The organism is Marinobacter sp. LV10R510-11A, from assembly GCF_900215155.1.
GTDB lineage: Bacteria > Pseudomonadota > Gammaproteobacteria > Pseudomonadales > Oleiphilaceae > Marinobacter.
The window spans coordinates 4055622-4076824 of sequence record NZ_LT907980.1 but is presented as its reverse complement, the minus strand read 5'-3'; the positions used below and the strand labels follow the sequence as shown (position 1 = coordinate 4076824).

Genomic DNA, 21203 nt, shown 5'->3' with positions numbered 1-21203 from the left:
CGTGATCCTCCGATCAATCCCGGGACATGTCAACCTGACCCCGCTCAGCGCGACTGACCCGCCAGATGATATTGCCCACATCATCCGCCACTAAAAGCCCGCCCTGTCTGTCGATGGCAACGCCAACCGGTCGACCCTGGGCTTTGTCGTCGGCATTGATGAATCCGGTGAGTATATCGACCGGCTGACCATCAGGCTTCCCTTCTGCGAAAGGAACAAAGATGACTTTATAGCCACTGCGGGGCTTGCGGTTCCAAGAGCCGTGCTGACCCACAAACATACCGTTATGGAATTGCTCTGGCAACGCATTGCCCTCGGCGGCCGTTAGCCCCAGTGAAGCGGTGTGCGGCCCTAGGGCGTAATCGGGTTTGATGGCCTGGGCCACTTTTTCTGGACGCTGCGGCTTTACCCGCTCATCCACATTCTGGCCGAAATAGCTGAAGGGCCAGCCGTAGAAACCACCATCCGACACCGATGTCATGTAGTCAGGCACCAGGTCACTGCCGAGCAGGTCGCGTTCGTTGACCGCGACCCAGAGCTCGCCGCTTTCAGGCTGCCAGGTCATACCCACTGGATTGCGCAGGCCAGTGGCAAATTCGCGATGCTTACCGGTTTCGGGATCAATTTCCCAAATGGACGCGCGACCTTTCTCCTGCTCAAGGCCGTTTTCGCCGACGTTACTGTTGGAGCCCACACCGACGTAAAGCTTGCTGCCATCCGGGCTGGCAATCATGCTCTTGGTCCAGTGATGGTTGATCTTTCCAGCTGGCAGGTCGGTGACTTTGGTGCCCTCGGCGGTGATACGTGTCTGACCCATCTCGTAGGGGAAGCGCATGACGGCGTCAGTGTTAGCAACGTAAAAGTCGTTCCCGATCAGCGCCATACCAAAGGGGGAGTGCAGGTCTTTCAATAGCGTCGAGCGTTTGTCGGCTACGCCATCACCATCACTGTCCCGCAGCAGGGTAATCCGGTCGGCACTGGGAACAGTGGCACCGGCCTCCTCCATGATCATCCCCTGGATCCAGGCACGAATGCCCCCGCCACTGTCCGGCTTCGGCTGCGCGTTGGTTTCAGCAACCAGCACGTCACCATTGGGCAGCACATAGAGCCAACGAGGGTGATTGAGGTCGTCCGCGAAGGCGACCACCCGGGTTCCCGCGACGGCGTCGGGTTTTCCGCCGGAGGGCCAGCCAGCGGCTTCGGCAATATTGACGGTGGGGATCAGGGATTCGCTCGGGCCGGGTAATGTCGGATCAGGGCCGGTTCCCTCGGCAACGGAGAACTGAGCTGTATTGCCGCAGGCAGTAAGCGTGAGTGTCAAACCGACGGGAAGTAACAGGTGACGCCGTTTCATGATAGTAAACACCAAGATCAGAACATCGAAGTATAGGCTATAACTTCTGAACGGAGGGAAGCCTGTTTGTGCATGGGCCGGAGGGCTCGTGCACAAACAGTGTTCAGACGACCCTAGTTGTTGTCGGTTGCTTCTTTTGCCTTGTCGCCCATGTTTTTGGCGCCCTCACGCACGTTGTGCCACGCCGAAGAAGTTGCTTCCTTGGTGCTTTCCCAAGCGCTTTCGCTGGTGTCTTTCGTGTTCTCCCAGGCCTGGCTGAGGCTATCCTTGGTTTTATTCCACCAACCCTCGTTGTATTCCGGAAGCTCCTTCACAGCATCCTGAGTGGCTTCCATATGCACTTCGTAGTCAATGTCGTCAAAGGACTCACGATCCTTCTCCTGTTCAACTCTGACAGTAAAGGTACCGCGCTCGGCTACCACCTCGCGGCCACCCAATCCCAGGAGTGAACCCGTTTCGATGATCAGCGAATGAATCGACATATCGTCGCTTAACAGGATGTCTTCTACTTCACCAATTTCCTTGCCATCAGCGTCATAAACATCGGCATCCAAGAGCGCGTCGACCGAATACAAGCCCTCCGTCGCGGTCGCCGAAAAGCTTAAAGCCATAGTCCCTGCCAACAGGGGAACGCCCAATTTCCGAATCAGTTGAGTGCGCATTGTGCTCTCCCTTCCTTTGCTTTGCTTTGCTTTGCTTTGCTTTGCTTTGCTTTGGGTTGATTCTATGTTTCCTTATCACAGCGCTTAGTTTCTTATTATCCAATCATAGCCGTTGATCATCGTCGGTACCGAACTTCTCGTGCTCACCCAGATTTGGGGTTCCATCCTGCGCTTTGGCTTTTGCCATTTCGAAAAATTTCACCATTTTTCTGGTGTCACTGTTCCAAAACTCACCTTTCTGGACTTTGATTTCAAGCAGCCCTACGTTGGGTGAATCTTTGCCCTCGGGAAACCAAGACGACACGAACGGACTCCAAAACTTATTTATAAGGCCGCTGTCGCGAGTTACGTGCCCTACCCCGGTCAGCGAAACATAGGTGTGATCATGAGGGTCGCTGAAGGACACGCATACGTCGTTGTCCTCCTCAAGCTCAAATACCTTTTCCGAATCCATGTCACTGAAAAACCACAGCGTGCCGTCGTACTCATCCTGAACCAGATACATGGGCCGTGAGCGAAGCTCGCGGCCGTGCAACGTAGTCAACATGCCCGCCTTGATACTCGTGATGAGCCTCCAGACTTTCTCCTTATGTTCCTGTGTCGACATCTTTTCTCTCCTTCTAGACTAAATCGAAATGTATTGGTCATTCCACCGTGATGGTGATCTTTTCCGACATTAACGGGGGCTTGTGCGGCACATGCGTGGAGTCACCCAATAATAGCTGCAGTGTATGCTCACCAGGCTCCAGCTCTAGCTCGGTACTGGTCTGGCCACCACCGAAATGAATAACTTGATCCGTAGACGGCAGCGGCGTATCCATGGGCGGCAGTTCGTTCAGATCGACTAACAAATGGTGGTGGCCGGTATTCTCTTGGCCGGAGCCCGCCTTCGCCACTTCCATACCTTCCAAGCCAAATTCCACAGTGACCGGGCTGGTCACAGAAGCCCCATCCTCTGGGCTTAGTATGCTAACTTTGGCGTCTGTCGGCGTGCTCCTGCGCTCAGTGGAAATGGTTTCGGTTGCTCCTTCTATTTCATCCGTGGCCGCCTCATTCTGCGTGATGGGTTTTCCTTCCTCACTGCTATCTGAGCAACCCTGAAGCAGGACGCCGGTGGTAAACAAAACACTGATCAGCAATATCTTAAACGTCGTATGCACGGTAAATTCCTCCTTGTGCAATTAATGGGTAGTGAAGAACCGGCTCCGCAATTGGCTGCGGACGGCCGTGATTCGTTCACATAATCCAAGGTAACAAAAAGCTTAAACCGAAAAACAGCACCATAAGGCGTCATATTTGTCGTGCTGTCGGGTAACCTTAATGCCAGCGAAGTTTCGGAAATACACTAGCATTTCGGGTGCAGTGACTAAGCTGTAGTAATGTTTGTTGAAATACCCCATAAACCATTCTCCGCGCTTCTATGAATCCAAGAGTAAAAGCATAGCCGAGCTACCGCTATTAGATAGCGCCCGAGGGCGGTATTCCGGTTTCTTTAGGTGAAGGAATTTTCATAATCTGGGTCAGGATTAACCAATGACAAGCACAACCGACGGCGAGCAGCCATCCGAAGGCCACACCCGGCGGTTTCTGCAATTCGCCTACCGGGTTTTACGCAATTTTATGCGCAATCACGGGATATTGCTGGCGGGTGGGGTTGGCTATAACGTGCTGCTTTCAGCGGTGCCGATGCTTGCCGTGCTGGCGGTATTGCTTACCCGCGTGGTAAACGAAGAGCAGTTGCTGGAAGTCATGGTAGTGCAGGCACAGCATTTTGCCCCGTCCCATGCCAGCCTGTTGCTCGATGCAGTTCGCGCCTTTATGGAATCGAGGGACATAATCGGTATTGTTGGCCTGCCGGTGATGCTGTTCTTCAGCTCGTTCGCTTTTCGTATGCTGGAAGATTCCATTGCAATCATCTTCCACCGGCCGGACAACCCCCATCGTAACTTCTGGGTGTCTGCCGTGCTGCCCTATGCTTTCATCCTAATACTGGGCGCCGGTCTACTGGCCCTGACCCTGGTGTTTAGTTTGGTCAACGCACTGTACGAATCCCCGGGGCTGATTCTGTACCTGATCAGCTTCGTTGGTGTGTTTATTCTGTTCAGCGCCATCTATAAGGTTCTTCCCATTGTGCGTGTCTCTCCTCGAAGAGCCATCGTGGGCGGTCTGGTTGCAGCCATTCTCTGGGAAGCTACCCGCTTACTGTTGATGTATTACTTTCTCAATATATCCTTCGTCAATGTGATTTATGGCTCCCTGGCCACCATCATTGTGATACTGATCAGCCTGGAAATTGCATCCATTATCCTGTTGCTCGGGGCCCAGGTGATCGCGGAGCTGGAACGTAGCGAGCGGCTGGGCCTGCCCTGGTATATTTCCCCGGACTGAAGCCGGAGGTCAGCCGATAAAAAGCAACTTTAAGCACGGGGGTGGTGAACCAAAAAGGCGTTTCCAGCCTACTCTACTAACCTGCCTATTCTTTTGATGCGAACGGAGTTTCTGCATGATTACAGTTCATCACCTTAATAATTCTCGCTCACAACGCGTTCTCTGGATGTTGGAAGAGTTGGGAGTGCCTTACGAGATCCAGCGCTACGAGCGTGATCCCAAAACCATGCTGGCGCCTGCAAGCCTCAAAAAAGTACATCCGCTGGGTAAATCGCCGGTAATCACCGACGGCGATCTGGTGGTGGCGGAATCTGGCGCCATTATTGAATACCTTGCACACACCTACGGCAAAGACACCATGCTACCGGAGGGCGGTGGCCAGGCGTGGCTTGATTACACTTACTGGCTGCATTACGCCGAAGGCTCGTTGATGCCTCCGCTGGTTATGCGTCTAGTGTTTGAAAAAGTAAAATCCAGCCCGATGCCGTTTTTTATCAAGCCAGTAGCAAAAGGCATTGCAGACAAAACCAATCAGATTTTCATCGGTCCGATGATCAAGACGCACATGGATTTTGTTGAATCCCACCTGGCGAAAAACACCTGGTTTCTCGGGGATAACCTCAGCGCGGCGGATATTCAGATGAGCTTTCCGTTAGAAGCCTCGGTAGCCCGGGGTATCGTAGGCACGGGTAGGCCTCATATAACAGCCTGGGTGGAGCGTATGCACGCCAGGCCGGCTTACCAGAACGCCCTAGAAAAGGGCGGGGAATATGATTTTGCGTGAATAGATAGCCGGGGTGGGGGCGGGGCGGCCAAGGGCATTGCCCACATTGGCGTTTTGAAGGCGTTCGAGGAAGAGCAAATCCGGGTTCATTGTATTTCGGGCACCAGTGTGGGGGCACTGGTGGCCAGTTATTACGCCTTCGGCCGCCCGGTGGAGTCTATACTTACCATTGGCTCAGCCCTGAACTTGTCCAAGATTCTTAACTTTACGCTGGAGCGCGGCGGCCTGTTCAGTACGGATGCCATTCGGGAGATGATCCATCGGGATCTGGGGGATTGCCTAATCGAAGATGCCAACATTCCGTTGGCCATTTGCGCAACGGATATAGAAACGGGCGAGCAGCTGAAAAAGGCGGACATAGTGGTGTCGCTGGATTTAAGCCGCTACAGTCTCACCAACAACGCAAAATGTCTGGAAGAGCTCTACATGGAAGGCTACCACCCCATGAAGAAAAAGATTCAAAGTGTGCTCTGGTACAAGCGGATGAATGTCTTTGTTAACCTTTTTAAAGCGGCCGGTAAGTTGTTGCCCCTCAAGGTGCCCGAAATTCTCAAAGACCTTAAACGCCATGCCTTTGCCGTCCGCAATCGAAGCTAACCTGACACTTGATTCCCTCCTGCATAATGCCCTGTAGAATGCAATAATTCAGATTACTCACAAGGCGCTATCATCATGATCGATTTTCGCAGCGATACCGTTACCCGCCCTACCGAGGACATGCGCGAGGCTATGGCCAGCGCCGATGTGGGAGACGACGTTTACGGTGACGACCCAACCGTTAACAGCCTGCAAGCCTATGCCGCCGAACGGCTAGGCTTCGAATCGGCCCTGTTCACCGCTACCGGCACCCAAGCCAACCTCCTAGCGATCATGAGCCACTGCGGTCGAGGCGATGAATACCTCTGCGGCCAGTCAGCACACAACTATCGTTATGAAGCCGGTGGCGCTGCCGTCCTGGGAAGCGTGCAACCGCAACCGATTGAGAATGAGCCTGAGGGCAGCATCAACCTCGAAAAAGCTCAGGCGGCCATTAAGGCCGATGACCTCCATTTCGCAATCACCCGCATGCTCTCGCTGGAAAACACCATCGGTGGCAAAGTGCTCTCACTGGACTACCAGCACCAGGCCCGCGCCTTTTGCGACGACCACGGGCTGCTGCTGCATCTTGATGGCGCCCGGATATTCAATGCAGCAGTAAAATCCAACTGTGACGTGACCGAGATAACCAAACATTACGATTCGGTCAGCGTCTGCCTCTCGAAAGGACTGGGCGCGCCGGTCGGGTCTCTGCTGTTGGGCTCAAAAGCCTTTATCCATCGAGCAACACGCCTGCGCAAAATGGTGGGTGGCGGTATGCGCCAAGCTGGCATACTAGCCGCAGCCGGGCGAATCGCCTTGGAGCAGGGGCCGCTCCGGCTGTTTGAGGATCATGATAACGCCGACTACCTGAGTGCTGGCTTGGCCGTGATTCCGCAACTGGAAATCAACCCCGCCAGCACCCAGACCAACATCGTCTATGCCCGCTGCCGATCCGGTAAGGCCCCGCAACTGCGCGACTACCTGGCTGACCAGGGCATCCTTATCACAGCAGGAAACCCCATCCGCTTCGTGACTCATCTGGATGTGAACCGGGTGGATGTGGACCAGTTGCTAGACGCCATTCGGCGGTTCTACCAATCGTGAACTGGGTATGATCGAGCCCACCTTCCACATGAATCCACGAAAGAACGTCGCTGGACTAGGACTGAAAACCGGAAGCAGAGATGTCTGCTAAGCGAAGGAACACATGACACTTTTTGAAATTATCGCCATCCTACTGAGCCTCTCCGCGTTGTTCAGTTATATCAATGCTAGGTTTATCGGCCTACCAACGAGTATCGCCGTGATGGCGTTTTCGCTAGCGTTCTCGCTGGTTTTGGTCGGAATTAACCACCTAGGCGGGCAGGATCTGACCCGCTGGGCAGAGCAGCTGATCGCGCAGGTTGATCTGAGTGAAACATTACTGAACGGCTTATTGTGCTTTTTGTTATTTGCCGGTGCCCTGCACGTAAATCTCGACGATTTGGCCGACCAGAAATGGCTGGTGGCGCTGCTAGCTACCCTGGGTGTTGTGGTCACCACATTTTTAGTGGGATGGGCCATGTGGCTGGTGCTGGGCTGGCTCACTATTCCGCTGCCGTTTATCTACTGCTTGCTCTTCGGCGCCGTGGTGGCGCCCACCGACCCGGTGGCGGTGTTGGCCATTCTTAAATCGGTGGACACACCGAAAGCGTTGTCTACCAAAATTGCGGGTGAGTCCCTGTTTAATGATGGCGTCGCGGTGGTCATGTTTATCGCTATTCTGGGCGTTGCACAGGGCGATAGAGAGGCTACGTTTCAGAGCATCGGCCTGCTGTTTCTGGAAGAAGTGGTGGGTGGATTGGTGTTGGGCTTTGTACTGGGGTGGGTGGGCTATAAACTGCTGCGAGGGCTCGACAATTACCAGGTCGAAATTCTGGTTACCCTTGCGTTGGTGGCGGGCGGCTACGCGCTCGCCAGCCGGTTGCATATGTCTGGCCCGTTGGCGGTGGTGGTCGCGGGGCTGATGATCGGAAACCATGGCCGACGGTATGCGATGTCGGAAAAAACCGAGCGCAACCTGGATACGTTCTGGGAGCTGATCGACGAGGTGCTGAACGCGGTCCTGTTTTTGCTGATTGGTCTTGAAGTTCTGATCGTAACCTTTGAGTTGCCGGTACTGTTGGCCGGGCTTGCCGCAATTCCGCTGGTGCTTTTGGCGCGGCTGGTGGCGGTGGGCATGCCGGTGATGGCGTTAAAACCGTTCCAAGAAGATACCTCTCATTCGATTCTCGCGTTAACGTGGGGTGGACTCAAAGGCGGCATCTCCGTTGCGTTGGCATTGGCGCTACCCGCAGGGCCAGAGCGGGATCTGATACTGCCGATGGCCTACGTAGTGGTGGTATTTTCCATCCTGTTTCAGGGCCTGACGGTAAAGCGGTTTTTGGGACGTGCGGCGGCAGAATAACGGGCTGCCGGTGCTCACTCTATTCCCTGTACTCTTCACACATTAACGAACAACTCACACAATAACGAACAACAAGGCAACGGTTATGGATTTCGTCAGAACCCCAGATGCACGCTTTGAACGGCTGCTCGACTACCCCTTTGAGCCGCATTACGTGGATGTGGCCGGCCTGCAGGTGCATTACGTAGATGAGGGGCCAGCTGATGCCAGCCCGATTCTCATGCTGCACGGGGAACCCTCTTGGTCCTACCTCTATCGCCACATGATTCCCGTATGCGCGGCGGCTGGCCATCGGGTGATTGCGCCGGACCTTATTGGCTTTGGCAAGTCCGATAAACCTACCGCCATCGAGGATTACAGCTACCAACAGCACATGGAATGGATGCAGCGGTTTATTGATAAGCTCGATCTGAACAACATCACCCTGGTATGCCAGGATTGGGGCTCACTACTGGGCCTGCGGCTCGCCGCCGAAAATCCGGATCGCTTCCGAGCCATTGTGATCGGTAACGGCATGCTGCCCACCGGAGACCAGAAAACGCCGCCGGCATTCAACCTCTGGAAGAACTTTGCGCTTTACAGCCCCTGGTTCCCTATTGGCCGAATCATCAACGCGGGCTCATTCCGCAAACTGGGCCCGGACGAACTGCGGGCATACGACGCTCCGTTCCCGAGCAAAAACCACAAAGCCGGCGCCCGTGCTTTTCCGCGCCTGGTGCCGGTTCGCCCGAACGACCCGGCGAGCGAGGCTAACCGCAAAGCGTGGACCATTCTAGAGCGCTGGGAGAAACCGTTTCTCACCACCTTCAGCAATGGCGACCCGATTACCCGTGGCGGTGCCGCTTATATGCAAAAACGGATTCCAGGTGCGAAGGCACAGCCCCATGTAACCCTTAAAGGCGGCCACTTTCTCCAGGAAGATTCGCCAGTGCCCTTTGCCCGGGCTATTAACGATCTGCTCAAGACGATGCGTGTTACTAAGTAGGTTAACCCCCGGACCAGACAGCACAGTTATGATCTTCGTCAAAACTCGCCCCGCCATTCAATGAGCTGAATCTTGCGCTGTTTTCAGCAGGGGCTTGCAAGGACAGATAGCCCTGATCATTGAATGAAGCCCACAACGGCAGAGTGCCATCACTGGGATTAGGATCACCGTTACGAGCAAACGAAGCCCAGTGACGTAACATGGCGCCAGCGAGACTTGCTGAATCCGCAGAAAAATCTTCCGTCACTGACTCCGCTGAGGCCAAAATATAAGGAATCTCGGTTGCGTGGGCAGCACCGAGTGCCGGTTCCACGCTTGCAAAAAGAGGGGACGGTAGCGGTGCATTTCGATCCGCAAACTCATACGCATAGACTGGAACATGCAGCGCCGCAGCCCTCAAGCACTTGATCGGCGGTAAATTGACCGCTCGCCAGAGCTGTTGCGACTGTCTGTTCTAGCACGCCGGGGCGCTGAATGATCGAGGCGTTGAAATCGGGCGTCCCAACCTGGGCGCTGAGCAATTCCGGAAGCGTAAGATTTCGCAGGCAGTTAGCCGCCTGTTCACTGGCGTCATTGAGACAGACGCCGGACATAAAGTTGCCCCTCGCGTCTCTGCTTGCTAGAGCGTCTCCTGGTTCGAAGATGGACCGCTTTGAATGATAGCGCGGTGGAAGAGACCCTCAGTGCGCGAGTGGAGGCCATGTTGACGATAGATCCCAGAGTTCGGCGCAAGTGCTATACCGCGTGTTTCGCCATAGATTGCTCACAAGGCGCTATCATCATGATCGATTTCAGCAGCCTTACACCAACGAAAAACCCACATCGGCGGGATATTCCGCATTTCCAGCGCACAGCTGGCAGGTGTTCCCATGATCGGGTTGGTAATCCGGGCTACATCCCGGCGGAACTGATAGGCAACGAAGCGCCCACCCTCCGTTAGGTTGTCCTTCACCGCATGCGCCACCCGGGAAGCAACGGCTTTCGGCATTTTCGAGAAGGGGATGCCGGAGATAATCACATCCGGTTTGCCCATATGGTACAACGCCAGAATCTCTGCGAGATCCTCAGCGCTGCCCAGGTGATTGGTGTAGCGCGGGTCTGCGATCTCGTCGAGAAACTCATGAAAAAAGGGACTCAACTCGATTGAAAGCAGTTGTGCATCCTGACTCAGGTGCCGCAGAAACGCTCGCGTGGTGCCGCCAGTACCGGGGCCCAGCTCCACTACCCGCCTGGCGGCGGACAGGTCCGACGCGTCGACGATCCGCTGCTCCAGGAATCGCGAACTGGGGATGACCGAGCCCACCTGACACGGTTTCCGCAAGAATTCACGGAAGAACGCCGCTGGACTCGTTCTCCGGTTTGAATCGTACTTCTGGCCATCAATTTCCCCGTCCATAGCGTTCTCTCGATCTTGCCGTCTGGATTGTCAACTGTTGATGCCAGTGAGACCTGTATACACAGCCGTCAAACACTACCCGCCCTCACGAACCGGGCGGCATCTCCGTTTCGTTGGCATTGGAGCTACCCGCAGGGCCTGACGGTAAAGCGGTTTTTAGGACGCGCGGCCTGAAATACTTTATTGCGCCCGGTTTCCTTGGCTTCGTAAAGTGCATTATCTGCTTGTTGTATCAGTAGTTCAGATGACATTTTCTTGGTTGGAACCAAGCTACAAACGCCTGCGCTGATGGTAACGACCGTCGCCACATCTGAGAATTCATGCACAATGCCAAGCGCTTGAATGGCGACCCGGCAGGCCTCAACAACCGCGGCAGCATCCTGGGTGTCTGGCAGCACCAGAGCGAACTCCTCACCGCCATAACGAGCGACCAGATCGGTGGGCCGTTGCACCACCTTTTCTAATGCTTGCGCAACCTGTTTCAGACACTGATCACCCCACGGGTGACCATAAGCATCATTAAATGCTTTAAAGTAATCGATATCCACCATAACCATCGAAATCGGATGACTCTGGCGTAAAGCCCTCGACCACTCCTGATCAAAATAAAGATCAAAATGCCGGCGATTGGCAAGCCCTGTCAAAGCATCGGTTAGGGAAATTTTCTCCAGCTCGCGCTTGGTTGTGTTCAGTTCGGCATTCTGCCGCAGGCTTCGCACCGCAAAGAACACCAGCAATGCGATGAAGGAAAAACCGAACCCGATGACAAGCCAAGGAAGATAGCCCCGCCTGGCACTCACAAATGTCTTCCCAGGCATGGCCTGAACCACCCAATTTCGGCCTGCTACGGGCGCAAGGGGTACTTCATGAACCATGTTTCTCAGCCAACGCGCGTCGCTGGAGCGGCCAGTGCTGTATATCACATCCCGCCCTCCCTCGGTGCGATCCACAACCTGAATCAGGATGTTGCTGTCGACCGCCGTCGGAATCGACTTGCTCACCAACTCACCTATCCGAAATACACCGTTCAGAAAGCCATAATGGCGCACCGCCCGGTCTTCCGCTGTGGTATCGGACGCCCCACTGTACAAAGGCGCAAAAACCAGCAAGCCGTTCCGGTTGTGCTGTTCCTGTACCAGCTCGATGGCAGCCGTCGCGACCATTCGCCCGGTTTCTCCCGCAGTTAACAGTGCCGCCCGCCGCTTTTCCTCGCTCGACAAGTCAAAACCAATAGCAGGCCGATTATCCGCTATAGGCTCGATGAACTGCACAGGAACGAGCCAGTGCCGATCTTCCTGTCTCACAACTGGAGCCCAGGCAAACGCCTTGATGGCCGGAGAGCGCTCAAGTACCGGCCCGGTCAGCTTGCCAAAAAGCTCTGCATCCATCTCCGGCATCATGCCCACAGAGGTCTTTAAGGCGAACAGGATTTCAAGGTTCAGCAGTACTTCACGTTCAAAGGCGGTCGCAAGCAGGGTGACATCCGCACGAAACTCTCCGGTGATGGTTTCGCTTTCCTCGAGGTACAAGCTACGGCTGAGAGCGGCACTAAACACCAAACCAATCAGCGCTAACAGAATCACCGCGAATGAAGGGTGCTGCTTCATGGTATCCGAGTCACTATAGGTGTGAGCTCATTCGTCGTTGTATTCAAAACACCGATCCCCATTTCCTTCTAAATTCTGCGGGCGGGCCAGGTTCGGCGCTCACACAAATCAAGATATTACCAAATGTAACCAAGCGGAACACGGTATCATTTACGTTTTTGATGATTTGTAACAACAACGAATCTAGTCGCACGTTACTGCGGTATCGCCCTGATACTGTACCCGTATCTGGTGACCAGCACCCTCGCCATGGTTGCTGTTGGCATTGTGCTAATGCTAATCCCCCGGTTTATTGAAATCTGAAGCGTTGTGGTTTGGTCGCAATTTGCATTGGAGGCCTAATAAAAAATTCCGAAGAATTTGATCTTTACACTCGCGATAATTATTGCTTCCTGGCTTACGGAAAAACGCACTTAATTCATGCTTACTCAAACGAAAGTCTATCAGTTTAAAAATATCTAAAATGTCATCAGCTTTTAAATCTAGAGCAATCCGAAGCTTCTGGAACACCATGTTATTATTCAAACTTTCTTCCGTTTTTGGCAGCTGGCCGTCGCGTTTTCCACGCTTAAAATTGATAAAACCATTAAGAAACGCTGCTAGCTCTGTGTCATTTAGTTTGAGAAAAGCATCATCCTCTTCCTTTTTCAACCAAGCCGAAACTTGCTCTTCGGTTGCGCTAAAATCTGCCAAAGAGAAGACCTCAACCATGGTTGGGTCTTTTAGATCAAAGGCATAACGTATACGGCGCAAAACATCATTATTGGTCAAAATTTAGTCCCTAGTTTTAAGTAAACCCACTACATGCCCGAAACGAAAAGCTAGCCTGCCAATAGGCTTTCAAGCAGTTCATCTATTTCCGTTTTAAATTCCTTATCGTCAATTTTATTCGCGTTAACTTTTGCATCTTGAAGATTCTTTATAGCCGCATCAGTTCGGCCTAACTCAACTTGCAATGTCGCCATGGAGAATGCGATCGATGACATATGATCTTTCGCATTGATGGCGATGGCCTTCTCTAGGGCTTTTTCGTAGCCCGCCAAAGCCTCTTCTGAATCTTCTGTAAAATCAGCAAGTGTTTCCCATTGCTCTGGATGGTCTTTATCGGTGTTCTCGTTGTCAGTGCAAATGGCTTTCAACTCTGCATAGCGCGAATCAAATGCCTCTTGATCCTCTTTTTTGTCCGCCTCCATGAGCTGTTCAGCCAAGCTATAGACAGACTTATATATTTTGGTATTAATCATTACTCGTTACCTTTTTTCATTAAAAATTAAATATTGTTCAATCTGTACCAGCCTCTTGCAGCGCCTGCACCAAGGTGTCGGGCTCCTGGGCACCGGAGATAAGGTACTTGCTGTTAATAATGAACGCCGGCACAGCCGTGACACCCGCTTGCTGATAAGTGGCCTCGTCTTCCCGCACCACACGAGCGTACTGATCCGATTCCAGCACACCTTTGGCTTTTGCTGGGTCCAGCCCCAGGACTTCAGCGCATCTGACGAGAACATCGTGGTCAGATACATCCTCTGCTCTGCCAAAATAGGCTTCGAACAGTGTTTGCTTCATCTGGGTTTGGCGGCCTTGCTCGCCAGCCCATTTGACCAACCGATGGGCATCGAAGGTATTGCAGGTTAATCGCTCCTGTAATTTTTCGAAGTTGACGCCGAGCTCCTTGGCGATCGTCATCATCTCGCTCTGACTCGATCGCATCTCCTCCTCGCTCCGTCCATACTTTCTGGCCAATGCTGGCAGAATCGGCTCACCTGCCCCGCTGTGATCCGGGTTCAGCTCAAACGCATGCCATTCAACAATGAACTCATACACTGGCGCCAACCGCGCCATGGCGAGCTCCAGGCGCGCATAGCCGATAGCGCACCATGGGCAGGCGATGTCGGAAACGATATCAATCTGTATCGTTTTCATAGTGGTCTCCAAATTAAAAGGCTGCAGCGCTTGGCATGGATAGCACCATGATCCAGCAATTTGTGCCGATTGTAATGGGTTTCTTGGGAGACCGGGGGTTGGCTCTTCATTACTAGGTCAGCTGCAAGGTCTATGGGCGCCTGCCAGTTGAGCTATAGCGTATGTGCCATTACCAGATAAGCGGCTGCAATGATTTCGTTGAATTCAGGCTCATATTAATTGGAGAAATCGGGACACTAGGGCCCCGATTTCTCATGCTGCTCCCCAAAATTTCAGGAGAGCGGGTATGGTTATCGATCAGAAGTTGTAACCGATACCTGCGCTGTATGCGAAGGCGCCATCATCAAAGTTGTCGTCGGCGCTGCTGGCGCTATCAAAGAAAACCTGATATTCCATCTGAACGGTGATGTAGGTTTTGTCCCTAACATAATACTTTACGCCGGCCTCAGGGCCTGCGAAGAAAGTTTCATCCACTTCATCGCCATAGATACCACCGAGGTTGGCACCGACAAAGGGCTGCCAACTACCTGCGTCAAAGTGGTAATCGACAAAGGCTCGTGAGGCGCCGGACCAACTCGAATTATTTTCCGAATCCGCAAAACCAAAGCTTTGGCCCTGGATTCAAGTAATAAGTGCAGCACCGCTCGTATCCAAGCCTCCTGAGTATTCGCCCCAGAAAACTTCTGCCGGTGTGCGATAACCCAGCCGTTTTCGTGGTCGGTTATTCAGTCTGTTCACCGCTTGCCTGGTTGCCTTTCTGGACACCTTGGCGAAGTCAGTGCCTTTCGGAAAGTATTGCCTCAATAGGCCATTCGTATTCTCGTTGGAGCCACGCTGACTGGACCGGTAAGGGTCACAGAAATACGACGTCAGCGACAACGCTTTGCTAAATGTTTGGTGGTCCGAAAATTCAGAACCGTTGTCCAGTGTCATCGTCTGTACGGCCCCTCTGATCGGCCTTAACTCACGGATGATGACATCTGTAACTAAGTGGGCTTTCAGCTTCGGCACACAGCCTGCGAGCAGGTAGCCGGACCGTCTTTCAACCAGAGTGACCGCGCCTGAATTCTTATGCCCGTGAAGGATTGTATCTCCTTCCCAGTGGCCTATATGCAGGCGATCATCGACGGCTTTAGGGCGGCACTCAATGCCTACGCGATCCGGGATCTTGCCTAACCCCGCTCGCTTGGCAAGATGGCGCTGATAACGTCTCTGGTAAGGCAAGCGACAATACCTCCAGAGGTCGCCACCTGCTATTTTGTCCCGGTAAATCAGATTGTAAATCCACTGATGGCTGACTTGGATACTGCCAACTCGCCTCATAAAACCGGCTATCTGATCAGGACTCCATTCACTCTGAATCTGCTTGGCCACCCAATCTATCAATGAGGGCGCTCGTTTATGAGATTTGCGAGCTCCTTTGCGCCGATGTATGGACAAACGACTGGCTTCCATCGGCTCGTATTCAGTCAGGCTTCGATTACGACGTAGCTCCCGACTGATGGTCGAGCTGTGGCAGTTGATCTCCCGGGCTATTTTCCGCTGGCTCCAGCCTACTCTCAAGAAGGCCGAAATCTGGTATCGTTGTGCCTGGGTCAGTTGTCGGTATCCCATGATTCTCTTCACTTTGGTAGGTAAAGCGAATGAGGGTACCGGCAAGGGCCCTCCTACCTCTACCTGTTCATCCAAAGTGCTGCACTTATTCTATGAATCCAAGGCGTAAGCCAGCGGCTAGGCGGTCGGTGAAGAACTTGCCCACGTCAAAGCTGACGGCAGCGGTGTTGCTGTCGAACCCTTTATCACTTGAATCCAGGAGCAAAGAGGCCGTCACCGGACTCGGGTTCAGCCGTAACCAGTGCGGGTGAAAGTGCCAAACAAATGATTGCCGCAGAGTGCATAAGTTTCATGGGTTTTTCCTCATATATTCCCGTTTTTATTCAAAATGCTACTGGTTTGCGAGCGACTACTGGCGTTTGCTCTCACACTCCCGGTACCAAATGGCACTAAATGCCGAATCAGTGCCGGGGAGAGCATTGCGACTGCGTTACAAAAAGCATAAGCCACATAATTGATTTGCAGAAGGCTAACGAAAATTTGTAATATTTCAGCGGTCTGGCGTCGAAATCAAATTCCGTGAATTAAGTACAGCAAACAGGTTCGATCAAACGAAGCAGTATAGACGAATTCGCTATCAAAACTTCAAGTTATATGTGATAAAATATGTATCTACTTATTTACTATTTTTTATACTTTATTATATTTACTCAACTTTTTTGGCATTTATACCACCACAATTTTATATCTTTACGGCATTAACCCAAAAATAGAGACATCTAGCCAACCATGCTAGACGGGCCGTTCGGCACGGATAAAATCCTGCGCGACATTAATAAATATTAATCAATGGCGAACAAAAACCGCCTAACCGAGTTGTTTCTTGAGTGATGACTCTGCCATTTTTTAACCCTAGTTCTAAATATTAAGGGGACTAACTTCGAATCAATCGAAAAGGTAGGTGTAACGAGTTCCGCTCTTCCTGAATCGACCTTACCAAAGTAAGATGCGGCAGATAAACTCAATAGAACAAGCCCGCTAGACCCGCGAAAAACACCAGCACAAAAAAGCAGCCTTCCGGCTGCTTCTAGTGTTAAGCAACTTGAATCAGTCAGTTGCTTTATCAATCGTTTTCTTGATTTTACCTTTAGTCTCTTCGGCGTGGCCCTTGGTGTTCTGGCCCTTACCCTCAGCTTCTGTCTTTTCATTGCCTGTGACTTTGCCAACGGTCTCTTTTACTTTGCCTACCGCTTTATCCTTCGTGCCTTCTGCTTTATCCGTGTTTGCGTCTTTCATAGTAACCTCTTTGCTCTATGTACATTGGACTAGCCTATAAAACATAGCGATTTGTCTAACGCCTGCGTACTTAAAATGATTTAACGTTCGGGCCAATGCCGGCAGAATCGGCTCACCCGCCCCGCTGTGATCCGGGGCCAGCTCAAACGCATGCTATTCAACAATGAACTCATACTCTGGCGCCAGCTGCGCCATGGCGTGCTCCAGGCGCGGCATAGCCGATAGCGCACCATGCTGAGTTATAACGTATTTGCGCTGACCGAATATACGCTTCAGTCATTTCCAGGCGACCTGCTTTTGTCGGTTACCCGGTTAAAAGGTGACAACGGCCTCTGTTTTTATGCACGGACACAGGTAGAGTCTGAGGTCTGGGTTGAGCCTGTACCGAAGGGATTATTCCTAAGCTATGGCTTTGAATAAATGCAAATTTCAGGGAAAGATACAATGATGAGTTTCAGGTCACCTGCGCCCGCAATGATGTTATCCCTTGGGTTAATTACATTCCTGATGTTTGCAGGCTGTGCGCCGCTGCCAGGAACCATCACCACGGTAGTTGGTACAGGTACGGTTTACAGCCAGGAGCAGAAGCACAAGTATCAGCGTGAGGTTGGAAAGGCTGTCGATCGTTACATCGCCGACCATGCCGAATCGCCCTGTGCCCATAACGAGGACAAAGTTCTTGAGTCAGCGGTCGACGTTCTGAAGCGTCATCACCTTAGTGGCTATGAAGAGGTCATGGCACGGCTTGAGGTGATCTATCAGGATCCAGCCCAGGAAGATAGTGTCCGTGCGGCGGCGCTTTACAATATGGCCGTTCTGAACTCGCGAAAGCTAGAGCCGAACAAACCCCGGGCGCGCGAATATTTCGAGCGACTGTATATTGAATTCCCGAACCACTATCGCTGCATTTTCGAGGCGTCCGCATGGCGTGACTCAATGATTGAGCAGCAGCTGCTTTATCCGGGCGAAACCGTCGAATCCTTTCTGGAGGATGCCAAGAAAGATGTTCAACGGCGCAGCGAAAGCGAGCCTTCCACCCGGGCTGATGAATGAAAACCTGAGCGCAGAGGGCTCAAACTTTTTCCGGCAGCTGTAACAGCTGGGTTTGATCACAATGACTGGCGCATAATCTGCTCAATGGTTGCCGCTGGCAAAACAACGGGGTTGGCCTTCATGGAGGAAGAGCTAACCGCTGCCTGGGAGGCCGCACTCATGTGTTCATCAGTCACACCGATTGAGGCGAGCCCGGGCAATCCACTCTGAATGATCCATTCACGAAAACGGGGCAGCGCCAGGTCGGCGGACGTCTCAAATACCTCAGCAATCCAGCCAATCACATGATCGATACGAGCCTTCTGGTCAGCGTCGACCACGCTATCACGGTTAGCGGCAATGCCCGCTGGTAACAAGGCGCCGCAAATAGCGCCGTGGGGCGCACCGCATAATCCACCTAAAGGGCCCGCAAGGCCGTGCACCACACCCAACCCCGAGTTGGCAAGCGCAAGCCCGCCGAAGAGGCTCACCTGAGCCAGAGCATCACGCGCCTCTTTAGACTCCGCGTCCATCAGTTGCTTTAGCGCCAGGAGCCCCTTGGGAATCGCCTCTTTACACAACATATCCGTGAATAGATTGGCGCGCGACGACAGGTAGGGTTCGATAACCTGGGTTATCGCATCCAGCCCAGAGTGTAAGCTGACCCGCCTGGGACAGTTATCAGTCATTGCCGGGTCTACCAGGGCAAGGTCGGGGAGCAACTGGTTATCCCGAAGGCTCACCTTGCGCTGGGCCTCCGGAATATCGATAACGGCGTTTCGAGTCACTTCTGCACCTGTGCCGGACGTGGTGGGAACCAGGATCAACGGCAGCCGCTTGGCTGATAATGGCAACCCGCTTCCTACTACCTCCAGATGGCTCAACAAACTTGTCTGGCTGGGCAGCATAGCCGCAAGTACTTTCGCTGAATCCATAACAGAGCCACCGCCGATCCCGAGTACCAGATCGATACCCAGTGCTTTACCCTCCTCAATAGCAACGGTCAGTGTGTTCAGGTCTGGTTCTTTTCCAACTGACAGGGTTTGGACGATATCGACGGTTTTCAAGGATTCGAAGACATCCGCGAGCCTGCCCGGACTTCTACCGTGCACAATCAGTGCTCGCGACCCCAGCTTTGTCGCCCGATCATTCAGTTGGGCTATCTGGCCCCGCCCGAAAACGATCTCGGCCGGGGTTACCAAGCTAAAAGTGCCTAACATAGAAAATATCGTCCTGAAGATAAATGGGCATCAACTCATCCCTATTTTTAAACTACAGAGGGCTATAAAGGGAAGCTTTCACGGAAATTAAAGACTGGAGCTCGCGGCTAGCCGCGATTTGAGATTGTACCGATCCGGAAGCCATAGAAAATAAATCTGTCTTGGTTTTACCCCTCGAACAAAGCCCCCGATTTCTGAAATAATGCAGTGAAACCCTTCAGAAGAGCAACTCCATGCCCTACCAGTTTGAAGACCTCAAAAAGAACTGCCCAACCGAATGGCGTGACTACATCGAGCACAGCTTTGTTCGGCAACTGGGTAATGCCTCACTGGCCCCGGAGGCGTTCCAGCATTACCTCAAACAGGACTATCTGTTCCTGATTCAGTTTGCTCGCGCCTTTGCCCTGGCCGCCTACAAAAGCCCGACCCTATCTGACCTTCGGCAAGCCAAAGACGGGTTGCAGGCCATCCTGGATACTGAACTGGACCTGCACATCCGTTACTGTAACGAGTGGGGGATTTCAGAGGACGAACTGGCGAACCTGCCGGAAGCCCGTGCCACCCTCGCCTATACCCGCTATGTACTCGACACCGGCAACCGCGGCGATCTTCTGGATCTGCACGTAGCCCTATCCCCCTGTATGGTGGGCTATGGCGAGATTGCCAACTGGCTGGACCGCGCGGAAACCATCCGGGGTGGTGCCAACCCCTACGATGCCTGGATCGCCATGTATGAAAGCGACGAGTTCCAGGACGCCATGCAGGCGGAGATTCGCTGGCTGGATGAACGACTGGCTGACGTGTCCCCTGCGCGGTTCGAACAACTGACCCGAATTTTCCGGGACGCAACCCGTCTGGAAATCGACTTCTGGGACATGGGATTGAACCTGAGAGACTGAACGCCTATGCCCGCAGATACGCCTGTCACTATGCCCATTGTCACATCGCACGAGCACAGCGTCTCCGAAGTTGAGATAGAGCAAGCAATCCGCTCAGGCATCGAGCACTACTTTGACGACTGCCGATATCACCAACAGTATTTCTTGCACGGTGTCGGGCGCGTTCGCGTTCCAAAAGTTCACCCCGGGTGGCATTGGGCTCGGGGTGGTACTACAGCTGGTTTCCACCGGAGCCTTTTCCGGCGTTATCAGTGCTGGGGACATAGGCCTCTTTAAATTCTCGCCCTCCGCGCGCACAATTGAAGGGCAACTTACTTCCAAGCGAACACGTACACGATGTCATTAAACGTAAAAACCCGGATTCTCTTCTACTCCAAACGCCTGAGCATTTACCTGGTGCGTTATCCAGAGGGCCACAAAGTGGTTCCCCACGTGGACATGGTATCCGAAGGCCGGCTGTACAAGCTCAACTGCGTACTGGTTAGGCCCAAAGCCGGCGGCGAGTTCATCTGCGAAAAAAACATATTCAATCTGTTTGGGAGAGTCATACTCTTCCGGCCGGATCTTCACCAACACCAGGTTTCGAAGATTGAGCGCGGCAACCGCTGGCTAATCAGTTTTGCGTTGACCCAAAGCTGAACGAAAACGAGGAACTATGGAATTCACCTTTCTGGGCACGTCTGCCGGGGCTGCTCGCCAGTGCCTCCATGCTGGGCCGCACAGAACCTCTGGACGTTATCGCCCCCGTCCAGACTCAGCGTTTCATCACCGCGACGCTCGAAAACAGCGACTCCAGCCCCGGCTATACCCTGAACTTCATCGATTCCGAAGCACCGGACTTTTGCTGGCAGGATCAAAACTTCGAGGTGACCAACGTGGCGCTGTCTCATCGAGTACCCTGCCGTGCCTACGTGTTTACTGAACACAACATCGAGCGACAACTGTTGCAGGACAAACTAAAGGAAGATGGCATCGAACCCGGGCCTAATTGGGGCAGCCATGTGCTGATTCACGAAGCCACCTACACCCAGGATGTGGCCGACCGGGTTGGGCCCTGACCACATAAGGGCCTACTACT

At 53.0% G+C, this 21203-nt stretch carries 25 protein-coding genes and 1 pseudogene; 11 read left to right on the top strand and 15 right to left on the bottom strand.

Annotation, left to right across the window (positions count from 1 at the left end; translation table 11 throughout):
• Positions 1-13 precede the first annotated feature (13 nt).
• The 4 genes from CPH80_RS19670 to CPH80_RS22770 form a co-directional block, all read right to left on the bottom strand.
• Complete coding sequence (locus CPH80_RS19670) at positions 14-1354, bottom strand: PQQ-dependent sugar dehydrogenase (RefSeq protein WP_096280599.1); 1341 nt, start codon at positions 1352-1354, stop codon at positions 14-16.
• Positions 1355-1467: 113 nt separating this feature from the next.
• Positions 1468-2016 (bottom strand): PRC-barrel domain-containing protein, encoded by a 549-nt coding sequence (locus tag CPH80_RS19665; RefSeq protein ID WP_096280597.1) that lies wholly within the window; start codon positions 2014-2016, stop codon positions 1468-1470.
• A gap of 103 nt (positions 2017-2119) precedes the next feature.
• On the bottom strand, positions 2120-2623 hold the full coding sequence (locus CPH80_RS19660; RefSeq protein ID WP_096280594.1) for a pyridoxamine 5'-phosphate oxidase family protein: 504 nt from the start codon (positions 2621-2623) through the stop codon (positions 2120-2122).
• 37 nt (positions 2624-2660) lie between these two features.
• Positions 2661-3176: a DUF4399 domain-containing protein gene (locus CPH80_RS22770; protein WP_096280591.1), complete on the bottom strand. Its 516-nt coding sequence runs from the start codon at positions 3174-3176 to the stop codon at positions 2661-2663.
• A gap of 373 nt (positions 3177-3549) precedes the next feature.
• Here CPH80_RS22770 and CPH80_RS19650 point away from each other — a divergent pair, with 373 nt between their 5' ends.
• The 6 genes from CPH80_RS19650 to CPH80_RS19625 all read left to right on the top strand — a co-directional run bounded on the left by CPH80_RS19650 (position 3550) and on the right by CPH80_RS19625 (position 9198).
• Positions 3550-4404 (top strand): YihY/virulence factor BrkB family protein, encoded by an 855-nt coding sequence (locus tag CPH80_RS19650; protein ID WP_096280589.1) that lies wholly within the window; start codon positions 3550-3552, stop codon positions 4402-4404.
• A gap of 115 nt (positions 4405-4519) precedes the next feature.
• Positions 4520-5188: a glutathione S-transferase gene (locus tag CPH80_RS19645; RefSeq protein WP_096280587.1), complete on the top strand. Its 669-nt coding sequence runs from the start codon at positions 4520-4522 to the stop codon at positions 5186-5188.
• Positions 5189-5785 carry a patatin-like phospholipase family protein gene (locus CPH80_RS19640; RefSeq protein WP_096280585.1) on the top strand — a complete coding sequence of 199 codons (597 nt, stop codon included), beginning with the start codon at positions 5189-5191 and terminating at the stop codon, positions 5783-5785.
• Between the two features lie 75 nt (positions 5786-5860).
• Positions 5861-6871: a low-specificity L-threonine aldolase gene (gene ltaE / locus CPH80_RS19635; protein WP_096280583.1), complete on the top strand. Its 1011-nt coding sequence runs from the start codon at positions 5861-5863 to the stop codon at positions 6869-6871.
• Positions 6872-6974: 103 nt separating this feature from the next.
• Positions 6975-8213, top strand: coding sequence for a cation:proton antiporter (locus CPH80_RS19630; RefSeq protein WP_096280580.1), 1239 nt, complete (start codon positions 6975-6977; stop codon positions 8211-8213).
• A gap of 85 nt (positions 8214-8298) precedes the next feature.
• On the top strand, positions 8299-9198 hold the full coding sequence (locus CPH80_RS19625; protein WP_096280577.1) for a haloalkane dehalogenase: 900 nt from the start codon (positions 8299-8301) through the stop codon (positions 9196-9198).
• Position 9199: 1 nt separating this feature from the next.
• On the opposite strand, the gene CPH80_RS23430 is transcribed toward CPH80_RS19625, so the two are convergent.
• The 10 genes from CPH80_RS23430 to CPH80_RS19580 form a co-directional block, all read right to left on the bottom strand.
• Complete coding sequence (locus CPH80_RS23430) at positions 9200-9598, bottom strand: carboxylesterase family protein (protein ID WP_157746921.1); 399 nt, start codon at positions 9596-9598, stop codon at positions 9200-9202.
• Positions 9558-9791: a hypothetical protein gene (locus CPH80_RS21780; protein ID WP_143752937.1), complete on the bottom strand. Its 234-nt coding sequence runs from the start codon at positions 9789-9791 to the stop codon at positions 9558-9560. The genes CPH80_RS23430 and CPH80_RS21780 overlap by 41 nt, the downstream gene beginning before the upstream one ends.
• 170 nt (positions 9792-9961) lie before the next feature.
• Positions 9962-10594 carry a class I SAM-dependent methyltransferase gene (locus CPH80_RS19615; protein WP_096280571.1) on the bottom strand — a complete coding sequence of 211 codons (633 nt, stop codon included), beginning with the start codon at positions 10592-10594 and terminating at the stop codon, positions 9962-9964.
• A gap of 125 nt (positions 10595-10719) precedes the next feature.
• Positions 10720-12201, bottom strand: coding sequence for a diguanylate cyclase domain-containing protein (locus CPH80_RS19610; protein WP_096280568.1), 1482 nt, complete (start codon positions 12199-12201; stop codon positions 10720-10722).
• Between the two features lie 276 nt (positions 12202-12477).
• Positions 12478-12972: a DUF1456 family protein gene (locus CPH80_RS19605; RefSeq protein WP_096280565.1), complete on the bottom strand. Its 495-nt coding sequence runs from the start codon at positions 12970-12972 to the stop codon at positions 12478-12480.
• Positions 12973-13022: 50 nt separating this feature from the next.
• The gene (locus CPH80_RS19600; RefSeq protein WP_096280563.1) at positions 13023-13445 is read right to left on the bottom strand and encodes a Replicative DNA helicase; all 423 of its coding nucleotides are present in this window, start codon (positions 13443-13445) and stop codon (positions 13023-13025) included.
• A 37-nt stretch (positions 13446-13482) separates the two neighbouring features.
• The gene (locus CPH80_RS19595; RefSeq protein WP_096280561.1) at positions 13483-14124 is read right to left on the bottom strand and encodes a DsbA family oxidoreductase; all 642 of its coding nucleotides are present in this window, start codon (positions 14122-14124) and stop codon (positions 13483-13485) included.
• Between the two features lie 297 nt (positions 14125-14421).
• Positions 14422-14598, bottom strand: coding sequence for a hypothetical protein (locus CPH80_RS22090; protein ID WP_180326121.1), 177 nt, complete (start codon positions 14596-14598; stop codon positions 14422-14424).
• Between the two features lie 147 nt (positions 14599-14745).
• The gene (locus CPH80_RS19585) at positions 14746-15738 is read right to left on the bottom strand and encodes an IS30 family transposase (protein WP_096281813.1); all 993 of its coding nucleotides are present in this window, start codon (positions 15736-15738) and stop codon (positions 14746-14748) included.
• Between the two features lie 1047 nt (positions 15739-16785).
• On the bottom strand, positions 16786-16974 hold the full coding sequence (locus CPH80_RS19580; protein WP_096280558.1) for a CsbD family protein: 189 nt from the start codon (positions 16972-16974) through the stop codon (positions 16786-16788).
• A gap of 231 nt (positions 16975-17205) precedes the next feature.
• Between CPH80_RS19580 and CPH80_RS21900 the strand changes: the two genes are divergently transcribed.
• A complete protein-coding gene (locus tag CPH80_RS21900) occupies positions 17206-17394 on the top strand; it encodes a hypothetical protein (protein ID WP_172898625.1) in 189 nt (62 codons plus the stop codon).
• 24 nt (positions 17395-17418) lie between these two features.
• On the top strand, positions 17419-18027 hold the full coding sequence (locus CPH80_RS19570) for a hypothetical protein (RefSeq protein WP_227520266.1): 609 nt from the start codon (positions 17419-17421) through the stop codon (positions 18025-18027).
• A 56-nt stretch (positions 18028-18083) separates the two neighbouring features.
• Here the strand turns inward: CPH80_RS19570 and CPH80_RS19565 are convergent, their stop codons facing one another.
• Entirely contained in the window at positions 18084-19226 is a 1143-nt protein-coding gene (locus tag CPH80_RS19565) for an iron-containing alcohol dehydrogenase (RefSeq protein ID WP_096280555.1), read from the bottom strand.
• Positions 19227-19459: 233 nt separating this feature from the next.
• Between CPH80_RS19565 and tenA the strand changes: the two genes are divergently transcribed.
• The 3 genes and pseudogenes from tenA to CPH80_RS19545 form a co-directional block, all read left to right on the top strand.
• On the top strand, positions 19460-20125 hold the full coding sequence (gene tenA / locus CPH80_RS19560) for a thiaminase II (RefSeq protein ID WP_096280552.1): 666 nt from the start codon (positions 19460-19462) through the stop codon (positions 20123-20125).
• Between the two features lie 336 nt (positions 20126-20461).
• Positions 20462-20764 (top strand): 2OG-Fe(II) oxygenase, encoded by a 303-nt coding sequence (locus CPH80_RS19550; RefSeq protein WP_096280546.1) that lies wholly within the window; start codon positions 20462-20464, stop codon positions 20762-20764.
• Between the two features lie 41 nt (positions 20765-20805).
• Positions 20806-21180, top strand: a pseudogene (locus CPH80_RS19545) (MBL fold metallo-hydrolase); the annotation flags it as partial.
• Between the last annotated feature and the right edge of the window lie 23 nt (positions 21181-21203).

Coding starts and splice junctions, on each gene's coding strand:
- CPH80_RS19595 (WP_096280561.1), bottom strand. CDS start 14,124: ATGAAAACGATACAGATTGATATCGTTTCCGACATCGCCTGCCCATGG.
- tenA (WP_096280552.1), top strand. CDS start 19,460: ATGCCCTACCAGTTTGAAGACCTCAAAAAGAACTGCCCAACCGAATGG.
- CPH80_RS19610 (WP_096280568.1), bottom strand. CDS start 12,201: ATGAAGCAGCACCCTTCATTCGCGGTGATTCTGTTAGCGCTGATTGGT.
- CPH80_RS19665 (WP_096280597.1), bottom strand. CDS start 2,016: ATGCGCACTCAACTGATTCGGAAATTGGGCGTTCCCCTGTTGGCAGGG.
- CPH80_RS19625 (WP_096280577.1), top strand. CDS start 8,299: ATGGATTTCGTCAGAACCCCAGATGCACGCTTTGAACGGCTGCTCGAC.
- CPH80_RS19600 (WP_096280563.1), bottom strand. CDS start 13,445: ATGATTAATACCAAAATATATAAGTCTGTCTATAGCTTGGCTGAACAG.
- CPH80_RS19630 (WP_096280580.1), top strand. CDS start 6,975: ATGACACTTTTTGAAATTATCGCCATCCTACTGAGCCTCTCCGCGTTG.
- CPH80_RS19585 (WP_096281813.1), bottom strand. CDS start 15,738: ATGGGATACCGACAACTGACCCAGGCACAACGATACCAGATTTCGGCC.
- CPH80_RS19670 (WP_096280599.1), bottom strand. CDS start 1,354: ATGAAACGGCGTCACCTGTTACTTCCCGTCGGTTTGACACTCACGCTT.
- CPH80_RS19580 (WP_096280558.1), bottom strand. CDS start 16,974: ATGAAAGACGCAAACACGGATAAAGCAGAAGGCACGAAGGATAAAGCG.
- CPH80_RS21900 (WP_172898625.1), top strand. CDS start 17,206: ATGCTGAGTTATAACGTATTTGCGCTGACCGAATATACGCTTCAGTCA.
- CPH80_RS19565 (WP_096280555.1), bottom strand. CDS start 19,226: ATGTTAGGCACTTTTAGCTTGGTAACCCCGGCCGAGATCGTTTTCGGG.
- ltaE (WP_096280583.1), top strand. CDS start 5,861: ATGATCGATTTTCGCAGCGATACCGTTACCCGCCCTACCGAGGACATG.
- CPH80_RS19645 (WP_096280587.1), top strand. CDS start 4,520: ATGATTACAGTTCATCACCTTAATAATTCTCGCTCACAACGCGTTCTC.
- CPH80_RS19615 (WP_096280571.1), bottom strand. CDS start 10,594: ATGGACGGGGAAATTGATGGCCAGAAGTACGATTCAAACCGGAGAACG.
- CPH80_RS21780 (WP_143752937.1), bottom strand. CDS start 9,791: ATGTCCGGCGTCTGTCTCAATGACGCCAGTGAACAGGCGGCTAACTGC.
- CPH80_RS19570 (WP_227520266.1), top strand. CDS start 17,419: ATGATGAGTTTCAGGTCACCTGCGCCCGCAATGATGTTATCCCTTGGG.
- CPH80_RS19550 (WP_096280546.1), top strand. CDS start 20,462: ATGTCATTAAACGTAAAAACCCGGATTCTCTTCTACTCCAAACGCCTG.
- CPH80_RS19650 (WP_096280589.1), top strand. CDS start 3,550: ATGACAAGCACAACCGACGGCGAGCAGCCATCCGAAGGCCACACCCGG.
- CPH80_RS19660 (WP_096280594.1), bottom strand. CDS start 2,623: ATGTCGACACAGGAACATAAGGAGAAAGTCTGGAGGCTCATCACGAGT.